11 protein-coding genes are annotated in these 13,762 nt (G+C 41.4%); all 11 read left to right on the forward strand.

The annotated features are described in order from the left end of the window. Window positions 1-187 precede the first annotated feature (187 nt). The 11 genes from rlmN to CH364_RS05740 all read left to right on the forward strand — a co-directional run bounded on the left by rlmN (window position 188) and on the right by CH364_RS05740 (window position 13,702). Window positions 188-1,246: a 23S rRNA (adenine(2503)-C(2))-methyltransferase RlmN gene (rlmN, locus tag CH364_RS05690; RefSeq protein ID WP_100743433.1), complete on the forward strand. Its 1,059-nt coding sequence runs from the start codon at window positions 188-190 to the stop codon at window positions 1,244-1,246. Then, complete coding sequence (locus CH364_RS05695) at window positions 1,233-1,517, forward strand: Cys-rich protein (RefSeq protein WP_100742586.1); 285 nt, start codon at window positions 1,233-1,235, stop codon at window positions 1,515-1,517. Before rlmN ends, CH364_RS05695 begins: the two co-directional genes overlap by 14 nt. Further along, window positions 1,514-3,220, forward strand: a complete 1,707-nt coding sequence (locus CH364_RS05700) for an ArnT family glycosyltransferase (RefSeq protein ID WP_100742587.1) — start codon at window positions 1,514-1,516, stop codon at window positions 3,218-3,220. The genes CH364_RS05695 and CH364_RS05700 overlap by 4 nt, the downstream gene beginning before the upstream one ends. A 222-nt stretch (window positions 3,221-3,442) precedes the next feature. After that, window positions 3,443-5,443, forward strand: coding sequence for a methyl-accepting chemotaxis protein (locus CH364_RS05705; protein ID WP_100742588.1), 2,001 nt, complete (start codon window positions 3,443-3,445; stop codon window positions 5,441-5,443). Between the two features lie 263 nt (window positions 5,444-5,706). Then, window positions 5,707-6,219, forward strand: coding sequence for a cytochrome c3 family protein (locus tag CH364_RS05710; RefSeq protein WP_100742589.1), 513 nt, complete (start codon window positions 5,707-5,709; stop codon window positions 6,217-6,219). A gap of 24 nt (window positions 6,220-6,243) precedes the next feature. Beyond that, window positions 6,244-9,372, forward strand: coding sequence for a TAT-variant-translocated molybdopterin oxidoreductase (locus CH364_RS05715; RefSeq protein WP_207762239.1), 3,129 nt, complete (start codon window positions 6,244-6,246; stop codon window positions 9,370-9,372). A 19-nt stretch (window positions 9,373-9,391) separates the two neighbouring features. Beyond that, entirely contained in the window at window positions 9,392-10,765 is a 1,374-nt protein-coding gene (gene nrfD / locus CH364_RS05720; RefSeq protein ID WP_100742591.1) for an NrfD/PsrC family molybdoenzyme membrane anchor subunit, read from the forward strand. A gap of 1 nt (window position 10,766) precedes the next feature. After that, window positions 10,767-11,333 (forward strand): DUF3341 domain-containing protein, encoded by a 567-nt coding sequence (locus tag CH364_RS05725; protein ID WP_100742592.1) that lies wholly within the window; start codon window positions 10,767-10,769, stop codon window positions 11,331-11,333. Continuing rightward, window positions 11,330-11,917, forward strand: coding sequence for a c-type cytochrome (locus CH364_RS05730; RefSeq protein ID WP_100742593.1), 588 nt, complete (start codon window positions 11,330-11,332; stop codon window positions 11,915-11,917). Before CH364_RS05725 ends, CH364_RS05730 begins: the two co-directional genes overlap by 4 nt. A gap of 8 nt (window positions 11,918-11,925) precedes the next feature. Further along, window positions 11,926-13,176 (forward strand): hypothetical protein, encoded by a 1,251-nt coding sequence (locus CH364_RS05735; protein ID WP_100742594.1) that lies wholly within the window; start codon window positions 11,926-11,928, stop codon window positions 13,174-13,176. Between the two features lie 10 nt (window positions 13,177-13,186). After that, a complete protein-coding gene (locus CH364_RS05740) occupies window positions 13,187-13,702 on the forward strand; it encodes an Lsa16 family lipoprotein adhesin (protein ID WP_100743434.1) in 516 nt (171 codons plus the stop codon). Window positions 13,703-13,762 lie beyond the last annotated feature (60 nt).

The following is a 13,762-nucleotide window of genomic DNA, read 5'->3' on the forward strand; positions in this document are numbered from 1 at the left end:
GCTTTTGAATCACTGTGTGTAAGTCAATGTCCATTTGACCGAACCATTTTTCGAACAGGTTTCTTTTAAATTTCAAATTCGACTTGTTTCAGGAAAGAAACTAATGTAAGTCTAAAAGAATTGCCGGAAATCCTTGTCCCGTCGGGGGGCAACGAAAAGATTGGCTAAAGGTGGGAAATCCAAACAAATGAAAGAGGAAATACCGGTTCTCAAAGGGAAAACCAAAAAAGAACTAGAAGAAATCTGTGTTTCTTTGGGTTTGGAAAAATACCGAGCCGCACAAATTTATACAGGCATCTATAAGAGCCGTTACACGCACTTGGATCAATTTACCACCTTATCCAAAGATGTCCGTGAAAAATTAAAACAACATACTTCCTTTCCAGAAATTGAGCTGGGCCGGGACTTAGCTTCCAAAGAAGACGGGACACGTAAGTTTACTTTTTTTGTAGGTGAAAACAAGGAGATCGAAGCGGTTTGGATTCCTTCCGGTGACGGAGGACGTAAAACCATTTGTATCTCTTCCCAAATTGGTTGTACTCTCAATTGTAAATTTTGTGCCACGGGACTTCTTGAATACAAAGGCAACCTCCAAACTTGGCAAATTTTGGATCAAGTTTTGCAAGTAGAACGTCTTGTCGGCGACCGTGCCACCAATATCGTTTTTATGGGAATGGGTGAACCCATGCACAATTATTTTTCCGTAATGAAGGCAGCGCATATCCTTAGAGACCAAGAAGGATTTGGCCTGGGAGCTCTTCGAATTACGATTTCCACAGCCGGTGTCACCACAGGGATCAACCGGTTTATCGAAAACAAAGAACCTTTCAATTTTGCCATTTCACTCAATCATCCAAATCCTAATTCACGTTCCTCGATTATGGATGTAAACGACAAACACCCGTTAGAGAAATTGATTGAATCTGCGAAACGATTTACAAAAGAACTAGACCGGGCCATTACTTTTGAATACGTAATGATCCCAGAAGTCAATATGGGTCGTGACAACGCAGAACGACTCGCAAAAATCTCTCGTTCGGTAAATAAATGCAAAATCAATGTGATTCCTCTCAATACAGATTTTACCGGTTGGCGTAGACCCACCGATGAGGAAGTAAAAGATTTTGTAATGCATCTCAAAGCTAAAACAACAGCTCCCATTCTCAACCGTAGAAGTCCTGGACGGGATATCAACGGTGCTTGTGGAATGTTAGCATTAAAAGGAATTCGAAGTGAAACACGGTAATTGGATCTTAACTCTGGCGTTAGCTCTATTTTTAGTTAACTGCCAAGATATAGTGGAAAAAAAATGCCAAGCAGCATGTGAGGTTTTTATTTCTTGTACAGAAGAAGAACTAAAACTCACGTTAGCACCAGATGTCAAACGAACTGGTCGGATCCAATGTATGGACGGATGTACCACACATAATAGCGATATTTTGCAATGTTATGACCAAGAACCCAATTCCTGCAAAGGATTTGGACAATGCCTGATCCAAATTGGTACTTTAGAATGAAAGAAACACTTAACGCCTCTGAAAGAATTTTTTATCGAATTTTGTTACTTCTCGCAACGCTTCCTGTTTTGTTCACACTTCCTTTGGATGTGATTGATATTGATAGTTCTCAGTATGCAAGTATCAGCCGTGAGCTTGTGTTATCTGGTGATTTTTTTACCTTATTTGATAATGGAAGAAGATATTTAGATAAACCCATCTTAACCTTTTGGACGATTGCCAGTTCTTTTTCTCTTTTTGGTATCAGTAATATTGCCTTTCGAATACCCGCTATTTTACTTAGTTTACTTTCCGTTTATTCCATTTATCGTATCACCATTTTAACCGGTGGAAAAGAAAGACAAGGTTACTTGGCCTCTTTTGCTTATCTTTTAGCACCTGGTTTTTATGCTATGGTTGTGGACCCAAAAATTGACGTCTATCTTACCGCCTACTTGGTGTTTACTTATCACTTTTACTATTTGGGAAGAAAAAAGAATCCTAACTACTTTTACTTGATGTATCTTATGATGTCTATGGGATTTATCACCAAAGGGCCAATCTCTGTGGTCATTCCTGCATTGTCTATTGGTGGAGACATTTTATTTCGAAGGGATTGGAAGTTACTTCTTTCCATGCGAGTGCCAACGGGACTTCTCGTTCTTGCCTCCCTTCCTGCCTTCTGGTGTGTTCTTTTATACAAAAGTTTTAATTCCTATGGACCATCCTTCTTTTTATGGATCCAGTCCTTTGGCCGCTTCTACAAAGAAATGTATGATGTGAAGTTTGATCCTTTTTACTTTTATAAATCTTTTTCATGGGCCTTCTTTAGTGGAGTAGTGCCTATGATCATCTATATTGCCTTTCGAACATACAATTATATCAAGTCACTAGGTTGGAAGGAAATCTTACGTAAAATCCGTTCGAATGAATTCAAAGACATAGACTTTGTGATTCCGTTTTGGGTATTTCTCTTTTTGTTTTTGATTTCTTTTTCCAGGTTTCCACTCCCACAATACACTTATTGGGTGCTTCCGGGTGCCGCTCTTTATTTTGGAAAGATTGCAGAAGAAAGTTTATTTCGTTCGAGTGTGGAACGTCTTCGTCCTTCTTTTCTCATCGCAGGCCTCGTGTATCTGGTGGGATACTTTCTCATTCCTGTGTTCGTAGCAGAAGTAGGCATTGTTTATTATGTATTTGGAGGGATTGGGATTTTACTCATTATGTTGCTTGCCCAACTCATTCCTTTGGAAGTGCTTGTCACACTCGTCGGTGCGACTTTATTTTTTAGTTCCATTAGTTTGCAGTTTTATCCGTTACTCACAAGTTACCAACCTGCAAAAGAATTTGGTGCCAAAATCAAAGAACTGGAACCAAACGAACCGGTTGTGTATACCTTTTGGTTGTCCAATTCCAAAAGGTCCTACGGATTCTATGCCGAAAGGAACTTTCGCAATGTGTATGATAAAGACAAATTAAACAGGCTTTGGTCAGAAAAACCGGAAAGGCTACTCATCCTACCTTCGGAAAAACTAAGCCAATTAAAAGAGTTTGCGGGTCCGGAATATACCATCGAACCCGTTCTTGAGAGGGATTCATTCAAAGTAGCCACACCCACAGTCGGTTTTTTGAAAAAAGAGACAAGAAACCTCGTCACAAAGAAAATTTCTTTGGTTTGGCTAAAAAAAATTCAGGGGAAATCTTCTAAAAATTCGAAAGTATAACTAGGCTAAATTGTGTAAGTCTGGTTTTTAGGGCCCTTCGATGTCAGAATCAGGGCCTTTTTTTTTGTCCTTACGCAAAGAGCCAAATTCCCTTTGTAATCATTCCAACTGAACATTGTTTTCAGACGGTCCAAAAAGTAGCTTGCCAGTTTGGAAATTTATTTCAATAAATCTCCGTTTCCATCTTAAAAATTTCACCATCACACGTCACATACAGGGTATATGAAAAGTTTAAAATACATTCTCGGCCTTTATACATTTCTTTCCATTTTAGTTTTATCTACAGTTGTATCTGCCCTCATTTTATATTTGAATTGGGGCCTCCTTGTAAAAGTTTACCGAGGGGAAATGGAAAACGCTGGCAAAAGTGCCGGTGCCGAACTTTCCAATTATTATAAATCACAACTTAGAATCGCAGGCCTTCTTTCTAAACAGAGAGAAATTAAAGAATCCTTTCAAACCGGAAAATCCAAATTTGCAACCGATCTTCTTGTTGGCATTATGCAAGAGGCTAATGGAGAATACGAAAATATCTTTTTATCGGAACCCATCCAAAACGCAAAAATTTTTGCCGCAGGAATTCCTCGGTCCATTGGATACCAACTGGAAGAATCCAAAACGGGAGACCATGTAGTAGTTGCTTTAAAAAAACAGTTTTTGATTGGTTCTGTGCAAGAATCACCTATCACTGGTTTGCCTGTGAGCCTTGTGTCTTTTCCCATAGAAGATAATGGAAAACTGATTGGAATTCTTTGGATCGCCCTAAACTTAGAACAAGTTTCAAAACGTATGGGAGAAGGGATCCATGTAGGTGCCAATGGATACATCACAGCCATCACAACGAAAGGAGTTGTGTTCGCTGGCCCAGATAAATCCAAAATTTTAAAGTTAGACCTAAGCAAAATTCCTGAAGGCCGTCCCATTTTAGAGGCGAAAGACGGAGCCTATTTCGAATACACAGAAAATGGAAAGGATTTTGCTTTTCTCATCAAACGATTGGAAGAATGGAATACCATCATCGGAGTCGTCCTTCCTAAATCCGATATGAATTCAGGATTCATCCAAGTGGCATTGTTTGCGGTTGTCGTTGTATTTTTAATTACTGCACTTGTAGTTTTAGGAGTGTTTCGGTTTCTGAAAAAACGCCTTTTGCCTTTAGAAAACTCGGTGTTGATTTTAGATAAAATGGCGAAGGGAGATTTGACTGAATCATTCACTCTCACCAATCACGATGAGATTGGAAGAATGAATCTGGCTTTGGATGGATTTGTGAAAAGCATTCGGGACTCTCTCGGAGAAATTCAATCTGTGGCTGAAGAGATCGCTTCTTCTGCCGAAGGATTACGTGATTCGTCCTCTAGTTTTTCTGATATGGCCCAAGGTACAGCAGCCTCTGCTGAAGAAATTTCAGCCACTACGGAAGAAGTGGCGGCGAGTATGGAAACAACTGCAGTTTCCACATCGAAACAACATAACAATATCATTGAATTCAATGAAAAGATTTTAGAGCTCTCCAAAGGTGCCATCCAAATCGAAAAAGATACAAAAGCAGCCCTTGCCAATACGGAAAACATAACGAAACAAGCAAAACTAGGTGGTGAATCCTTAAACCAAATGAAGGAAGTCATTGGAGTCATTTTGGAATCTTCAACTGAAATGAAAGAAGTGATAGGGATTATTGATGAGATTTCTGATCAAACTAGTTTGCTTGCGTTGAATGCCGCCATTGAAGCAGCAAGAGCTGGAGAAGCCGGGCGTGGGTTTGCCATTGTTGCTGAAGAGATTTCTAAACTTTCTGACAAGACTGCTCATTCCATCCAATCCATCGAGGATATGATTGGAAAAAATAGCAAGGAATTGGAAGAGGGGGCCAAGGGAATCCGCTCTTCGGTAGAACTACTCAATCTGATCATTCGAGACATTGCTGAAGTAGAAAGTGTGATGAAGCGACTTTCGGAAGCTACAAAATCCCAGCTGAACTATAACCAGGAAGTGGATGCAAGGTCCACCGAAGTGGGTCTTGAGTCTGAGTCCATTCGCGGGGCCATTGAGGAACAAAAACGGGCCATCGAACAAATTTCACAATCTGTGCTTGGAATCAATAATGAAACCATGCACATTGCGACAGGTTCCGACCAGGTGGCTTCATCTTCACAAAAACTCTCCCATGCGGCTGAAACCCTTCGGTCCATTACCAAGCGGTTTACCATCGCAAAAAACTAAGGAACAAGGTACTAGACTCACCTCTAGCCAGTCTAAGGCCAACCAAGTAGGTTCCTTTCGGGATTTACCAAGTAGTAACAGATGTTTGCCGATAAATTACCAATTAATTGAGACTCGGTTTCAATAAAGAAAGTTCACCAAAAATTTTGCATTATGTCTCTTTTTATGTTTTTTCGCATCCGAAACCCTTACATACTTGCTTTTTTTCTGATTTTACCTTTCCTTGTCAGAAGACAGTGTAAACGGATTCAGGAAATCTGCGAATGAATATAAAAATACTCAAGATCTCTGTGCCTATCGTTGCAGTTGCAGCGCTTGCATATTTGATTTTTTCACCTAGCCGTTATGTGGGCTATTCACCCGACCAGCCCATCCCCTTCAACCATAAGATACATGCCGGCGATAACAAAATCGACTGTAAGTATTGCCATACTGGTGTTGAAAATTCGGCCCATGCCACAGTTCCTCCAAGTTCCACTTGTATGAATTGTCATGGAGCAGGTAACGTAGCGGGCAACCAAGAACATGTTAAATGGCTTAAAGAACAATACGATAGCAATACGCCAGTATCCTGGGTAAAGGTTCATGACCAACCAGACTTCGTATACTTCAACCATTCACGACACGTACAACGCGGTGTCGATTGTTCCACATGCCACGGTAACATGGCAGAGATGGTAAAGGTTAGACAGTCCAAGTCCCTCAATATGGGATTTTGTGTCGATTGCCATAGAGAGAACAATGCCCCTAATGATTGTTCTACGTGCCACAGATAATCGGGAGACAAGTAATAATTTATGATGAAAGACGATAGTTTCCAAAAAGAAAAAAAATCGCTTTGGCAGTCTTACGAACTTCGCGGAACTTCTCGCGAACGTGAATTGCAAAAGCAAGAGTTCTATAAATCTCCAGATCCTCTAATTGCAAAAATCAAAAAGGGTGATTTTGACAGAAAAACTTTCTTAAAGTTTATGGGTGCCTCGGTTGTTATGACGACTGTTGGTTGTATCCAAAAACCTGCTGAAAAAATTGTTCCTTATGTGAACCTCACCATTAAGAACCCAGATGGTAAAGACGTAGAACAATATGACTTCGTAAAACATGGACACTCTTACCACTATGCTTCTGTTTGTGGTGGTTGTTCTGTTGGTTGTGGGATCTTAGTCAAAGCAAAAGACGGACGACCTTTGAAACTCGAAGGGAATCCAAACCATCCGATTTCGGAAGGTGCCCTTTGTGCTTCTGGACAAGCTTCTATTTTTGATCTTTATGATGCCGACCGTGCCAAAGAACCACAACAAGTGGTGAATGGAACAGCTAAGTCTAGTGACTGGTTTGTTTTAGACAAAGATGTAAAAGAGAAATTAAATGCTAACAAAGGGAAAACCATTGTTGTCACAAAACCTCTTACTTCTCCTGCCACTTCTGAATTCATTTCTGAATTCTTAAAGTCAGTGGGTGGTGGAAAACACATCGAAGTGGCATTTGCATCTTCTGATGATGCGATCACGATTGCTCAAGAAAAATCTTACGGAAAGGCAGTTTTACCAAACTACCATTTCGACAAAGCAAAAGTCATCCTCTCCATCGACAGCGATTTTTTAAACAATACAAACTACCACAATGACTTTTCGAAAAGAAGAGATTTGCAAGACAAAGGTGTCAAATCCTTCAATGCTTTCATTGCGGCAGAAACTCATCCGTCTATGACGGGTTCCAACGCTGACCAAAGAGTGCCACTAAAACCAGGTGACCAAAGAAAGTTTGCCCTTGTGATTGCAAAAGCGCTTTCTGATTTGGGAGTGGGTGGTGGAACGGGAGTTTCCGGAATCAATGTAGAATCTTCTGCAGCGGAACTGGGAATTTCTAAAGAAGTGGTTTTACGCACAGCGAAGGCTCTTGCTTCTGCAAAGGGTGAATCCCTTGTGATTGCTGGTGGTTCCAATGCTCTTACCGAAGACGCTGTTGATTTACAAATCGCAGTGAATATGCTCAACAGCATGCTCGGTAACGATGGAAAAACTATCGATGCAGGAAATCCTTTGAAAGAAGGACGTTCTAATTATGCAGAGAATCTAAAAACTCTAGCAAAAGACTTAAAAGAAAGAAAGGCCGGTGTGGTCATTCTTTTCGGAGTGAACCCAGTTTACCAAGCGCCAAACGGAGATGAGTGGAAAAAACTCCTTCACGAAGCAGCACAAGTAGTTCAAGTTTCGGACCGTGTGGATGAAACAGCTCTTGCTTCTAACTGGCTTGCTCCAGTGTCGCATTTCTTAGAGTCTTGGGGTGATAACGAATCGGTAGCAGGAATTGTATCTGTACAACAACCTACCATCCGACCGATCTTCCAATCCAAAGCGTTTGAAGACATGCTCATCACTTGGGCTGGCGGATCTCTCCTTGGTGCAAGTTCGTTATACGACTACCTCAAAGCAAAATACTCTAAAAAAACAAATTGGGAAGACCTACTTAGAAAAGGTGTTTTAGTTTCTGGAAATCCAAAGGCTGACAAAGGCGGACGATCTTTCCGTGGAACGATTGCGCCACTTTCTCCTTCAAAAAAAGGTCTGACAGTTTCTCTTTACGAAAGCACCGCAGTTGGTTCTGGCGAAAGAGCAAACAACTCGCAACTCCAAGAACTTCCGGATCCAGTATCCAAAGTGACTTGGGACAATTATGTTGCGATCAGTCCACAATACTCTCGTTCGTCGGGAATCAAACTGAATGATGTCGTCACAGTCACTGTTGGCGGTAAATCATTTGAACTCCCAGCGCTCATCCAACCGGGACTCCATCCAGAAGCAGTGGGAATTGCTCTTGGTTACGGAAGAACAAACGTAGGTGAGATTGGAAACGGAGTAGGGAAAAATGCAAACATTCTTGCCACAGAAGTAAATGGAACACTTGTTTACTCTGGACTTTCCATCACTCTCTCTCCTACAGGAAAGAAATACAAACTCGCTACCACACAAGACCATCATATGATGAGCCCAGGTGTGATGATGGGTGTAGAGTGGAAGGAAAGACCTCTTATCATTTCCGCAAAACTCCAAGATTATGCAAAAAATCCTGGTGCAGGAATTCCTGAACCAGAGATTCCAAAAATCCTAATCGATGGAAAACTACAAAGAGCCCAAGGAGCGAACGCCCCTTCTGACCAACCAGGAAGCCAATTTGCATACCCAGGATACAAATGGGGAATGGCAGTGGATCTTACTTCTTGTTCTGGTTGTGGTGCTTGCGTAGTTGCTTGTAATATTGAAAACAACGTGCCAATGGTAGGACGTGACGAAGTGAGAATGGGTCGTGAGATGCATTGGCTTCGGATTGACCGTTACTACATCGGTGATCCTGAAAAACCAGAATCACTTGAAATTGCACACCAACCACTTATGTGCCAACATTGCGACAATGCTCCTTGTGAGACAGTATGTCCAGTAGCTGCGACTGTTCACAGTTCGGAAGGAACCAATGATATGGTTTACAATCGTTGTGTGGGAACTCGTTACTGCTCGAACAACTGCCCTTACAAAGTGCGTCGTTTTAACTGGTTAGAACATTGGAATGAACACAACCTTCTTGGCGAAGCAACACCTACTTTTAAGGCACGCCCTCCAAGAAACTTAGGCCTCAACCCAGATGTAACCGTTCGTTCTCGTGGGGTTATGGAAAAATGTAACTTCTGTGCTTCTCGAGTTGCTGAGAAAAAAATCGCAGCGAAAAACGAAGGAAGAACATTACGTGATGGAGAAGTGAAAGCAGCATGTGAACAAACATGTTCTTCTAATTCCATTGTGTTCGGTAACGTAAATGATCCTGAATCAAAAGTAGCGAAGCTCTTGAAAGACCCTAGGTCTTACAAACTTCTGGAATACCTAAACATCGGACCGGCCGTCAGTTATATGACTCGCGTTCGTAACGAAGTTTAACAGGGAGAACACAAAGGGAATGTCATTAACACAAGCAGTTAGAGATAAATTAGACATCCCCGACCTGGTAACAGGCGGGAAGTCGCTTAAAGATGTAACCGTTGATATCGCAAAACCAAACGAAGATTTCCCTACCAAACTTTGGTGGAATACTTTTCTTTTGGTTCTTACGATCACCCTGATCGACGTTGCCATCATCGGATATTTGTTTTATGAAGGTCTTTACTTACTCGGGATCAATAACCCGGTAGGTTGGGGATTTTTCGTAGTCAACTTCGTATTCTGGATCGGTATCGGTCACGCAGGAACTTTGATTTCTGCGGTTCTTTTTCTCTTCCGTCAAGGTTGGAGAACAGGGATTAACCGTGCTGCCGAAGCGATGACTATCTTTGCCGTACTGGTTGCGGCATCGAACCTCATCCTTCACGTAGGTCGTCCTTGGCTCGGATTTTGGTTGTTTCCATATCCAAACGAAAGAGGTCCACTTTGGGTGAACTTCCGTTCCCCACTCATCTGGGATACGTTTGCGGTATCAACCTACCTTTCCATCTCTATGGTGTTCTGGTATTTAGGACTCATTCCTGACTTAGCAACACTTCGTGACCGTGCGACAGAAACTTGGAGAAAGAACTTATACAACGTTCTTGCTTTTGGTTGGGTAGGATCGGCTAGATCTTGGTCTCATTTGGAAATCGTTTCCATGATCCTTGCTGCACTTTCTACTCCGCTGGTTCTTTCGGTTCACACCATTGTATCCTTCGACTTCGCTGTTTCCATCCTTCCAGGTTGGCACACGACCATCTTTCCTCCATACTTTGTTGCCGGTGCGATTTTCTCCGGTTTTGCGATGGTGGTAACACTGATGGTCATTGCTCGTGAAGTATTCAATCTCAAAAACTATATCACGATGAAACACTTGGACAACATGAATAAAATCATGATGGTAACTGGTCTCATCGTAGGTCTAGCTTACGGAACAGAATTTTTCATCGCATGGTATTCTGGAAACGAATACGAAGTGTTCGCATTCTGGAACAGAGCCTTTGGTCCTTACGGTTGGGCATACTTCATTATGATTTCCTGTAACGTATTGTCACCTCAAGTGTTCTGGTTCCGCAAACTTCGTTACAACATCCCTGTGATGTTTGTGGCTTCCCTTGTGGTAAACGTAGGTATGTGGTTCGAACGATTTGTGATCATGATGACTCTGAACCGTGACTTTTTACCATCCAGCTGGGCCATGTATACACCGACACTTTTCGACTACGCAATGTTAATCGGAACTTTCGGTATTTTCTTTACTCTCTTCCTTCTCTGGTGCCGAATTATGCCAGTGATTGCGATTGCAGAAGTAAAAACAGTGATGCCACAGAAAGAAGGAGCACACCATTAGTATGTATCTTCCAAAATTAGAACAGTTTCACAAATACAAAGAAATGGATGAAGGAGTTCTCGGAATTTTCGAGACTCCCGAAGCAATCATGCATGCGGCTGAAAAAGCCAAAGAAAAAGACTACAAAGGATTTGATTGTATCCTTCCTTATCCTGTTCACGGGATCGATGAAGCGATGGGAACTCCAAGATCTGGACTCCCTTGGATCACTTTCTTTGCAGGGATTTTTGGATGTGCCATTGGGATCTCATTCCAGTACCTCACACATGCATATGACTGGCCTCTCAATATCTCTGGAAAATCTCTCAATGCATGGTTTGCTTATGTGCCAATCATCTTTGAATTAACAGTATTTTCTGCGGGGATTTACACTGTAGCTGCCTTATGTTTTTTAAGCGGTATTCCCAAAGCAACCCGAAGAATCCTTCACCCGGATTTGACATCTCACAGATTCGGACTTTGGATTCCAAAATCTGCTAAAGGTTATAACGAATCAGAAGTAGTTTCTTTCGTAAAAGGCCTTGGTGGATCAGAAGTAACCGTGGTAAAACCGGAGAACCAAAAATGAAACAAAACATCTTTAGAGTTTTAGCACTCGCGGGACTCCTTGTTCTTGCGAATTGCGATTACAAAACTCCCGTTTATGAATACTTTCCTAGTATGTATGATTCTCCTGCACGTGAGTCGCAAGAAGCTGATTCTTTTGCGGCCAATGGATCTGCTTCTCGGATTCCACCGAAAGGTGCCATTCCAGTAGGATATTTTCCATACCCTTATGCAGCAGAGGCAACTCCTGACACACTCACTGGACCTGACAAAGGATTAAAAAATCCAATCGCCAAAGCAAACTTAGGTGATTTAATGATCGGTGAAAAACGTTACCAAACCTATTGCACACCTTGCCACGGAGTAAGGGGATTAGGAAATGGAACTGTGGTAGGTTTTGCGCCAAGATTCGAAGGTCCTGTTCCTGCACTTGTCTCTGACAATGTGAAGGGTTGGACTGATGGGCAGATTTATCATATCATCACAATGGGTCGAGGTCGAATGGGAAGTTATGCTTACCAAATCGAACCAGAAGACAGATGGAAGCTTATTGCTTACATTCGAAAACTTCAAGAATATGAAGTTCAAAATAAAAAGGCGAACTAGGGGAAACTATGAGCGCGACAAAAGCAGCTAAACTAGACGAAAAATTACTGCAGTTCAAACTGCCAGTGAACCTTCGTAATGCCCTCATTGCTATGATCGGAGTGGGAGTGGTGAGTTTTCTCATCGCCTTCCTCGGATTTGGTCATGAAACATCTCGTCATATGGACGAAGCAGGTCATTTCCATCATACAAACTTAGGTTACCATGTTTTACTCATTGGAACTTACTTTGTTGTGGGCCTTGCCATCACAGGAATCTTTTTTACAGCAATCCAACATTTAACCGGTTCTCATTGGTCTGTCACAGTTAGAAGACTTTTTGAAACATACGGACTTTTCACTCCCATTGCAGGACTTTTGCTAGTGGGTGTGATCTTTGGAATGCATGACCTTTATGAATGGGCCGATGCGAGTGTCCGTGAAAACGACCACCTCATCCACCACAAATCAGGTTACCTAAACCCAACGGCTTTCATCATTCGATGTGTGGCTTTCATTGGTGTTTGGACTATTTTTGCTTACATCTTTCATGGAAAGTCAGTAGGTCAGGACAAAGATAAGGTTGTTGATACAACTAAAACATTGGCAAAGATCTCGGGAGGATTCATCCTTTTCTTTGCACTTTCTTGGTGTTTTATGGCGTTTGACCTTCTCATGTCTCTTTCTCCTCACTGGTTTTCTACAATGTTTGGTGTATATGCATTTGCGGGTGCTTTCCAAACTTCCCTTGCTTCTTATTTGATTGTAATTGCAATCCTCAAGAAAAACGGATATCTTGGCGAAGCGGTGAATGAAAACCACTACCATGACATTGCAAAATTCCTTTTGGGTATGACTACTTTTTGGGCTTATGTGGGTTTCTCACAGTTTATGCTCATTTGGTATGCAAACATCCCAGAAGAAACATTCTTTTACGAAATGCGTATGACTGGTGGATGGGGTTATACAACTCTCGCACTTCCATTTGTGAAGTTCGTGATTCCCTTCCTTCTTCTCCTCAACCGTCCTAATAAAAGAGACATTGATTTCCTATGGAAATTATCTGCATGGATTCTTGCTGTTCAGTTCTTTGAACTTTTTTGGTTGGTATTCCCTGCAAATTTCGAAAAATTCTCTTTCCTTCACTTTGTTTTAGCATTCGGCGGAACTGTGGGTGTAGTAGGGATTTTCGGTTTCTTTATCTTCAAAAAGTTGGAAAAACACAGCTTAGTTCCGGTTGGGGATCCTCGTTTGGATGAATGCCTCCACCACCACCAATAGGAGAATGGAATTGAAAAACAAAATTGTATTACTCATGATCGCTTGTGCAAGTTTCACAGCTTGTGCTAAAAACGCAGAAGTGGTTTGGCATAAAAATTGTGATGCCAAAACAAACAAAGCAAGTTTGGATTTTACAGTTCCTTTGTATTCAGAAGCAGATTCTAACTCTAAAGTAGTGGAATTTGTTCCTGCTGGAACAGTTGTTAAAGTATTTGATGCTCGTAACCACAACGTTTGGGCACCTAAGTATTTTGTAAAAGTGCAAACTGCAAAAAATGAAGGTTTTATGAGCCCTCGATGTTTTGTTGTGAACCAAAATCCAGAAAATAGTGTTTGGAGATATTCAAAAGGACTCGTAAAGGATTCAAAACCATTTTACGATCCAGCAGATAAATCGCACTATCCTAGATCCTATGAATATAGTAACTTAAAAGATCTTCCTAAAGACAAGATTCCACTTTCTGACCTGACGAAAGGTTTGGAAGAAGTTCCTTACACAAACAAAAACATGTTAAAACAAAACTAAGAAATTTGTGAAGGCGAGTTCGGTTGGAGAAAATTCCGCTGAACTTTCTTTTTTAGAAAA

Origin of the sequence: Leptospira harrisiae (genome assembly GCF_002811945.1) — a bacterium.
Classification (GTDB): domain Bacteria; phylum Spirochaetota; class Leptospiria; order Leptospirales; family Leptospiraceae; genus Leptospira_A; species Leptospira_A harrisiae.

Excerpts from the sequence above, each read along its gene's own strand:
- rlmN (WP_100743433.1), top strand. The coding sequence starts at position 188 with ATGAAAGAGGAAATACCGGTTCTCAAAGGGAAAACCAAAAAAGAACTA.
- CH364_RS05700 (WP_100742587.1), top strand. The coding sequence starts at position 1,514 with ATGAAAGAAACACTTAACGCCTCTGAAAGAATTTTTTATCGAATTTTG.
- CH364_RS05705 (WP_100742588.1), top strand. The coding sequence starts at position 3,443 with ATGAAAAGTTTAAAATACATTCTCGGCCTTTATACATTTCTTTCCATT.
- CH364_RS05710 (WP_100742589.1), top strand. The coding sequence starts at position 5,707 with ATGAATATAAAAATACTCAAGATCTCTGTGCCTATCGTTGCAGTTGCA.
- CH364_RS05715 (WP_207762239.1), top strand. The coding sequence starts at position 6,244 with ATGAAAGACGATAGTTTCCAAAAAGAAAAAAAATCGCTTTGGCAGTCT.
- nrfD (WP_100742591.1), top strand. The coding sequence starts at position 9,392 with ATGTCATTAACACAAGCAGTTAGAGATAAATTAGACATCCCCGACCTG.
- CH364_RS05725 (WP_100742592.1), top strand. The coding sequence starts at position 10,767 with ATGTATCTTCCAAAATTAGAACAGTTTCACAAATACAAAGAAATGGAT.
- CH364_RS05730 (WP_100742593.1), top strand. The coding sequence starts at position 11,330 with ATGAAACAAAACATCTTTAGAGTTTTAGCACTCGCGGGACTCCTTGTT.
- CH364_RS05735 (WP_100742594.1), top strand. The coding sequence starts at position 11,926 with ATGAGCGCGACAAAAGCAGCTAAACTAGACGAAAAATTACTGCAGTTC.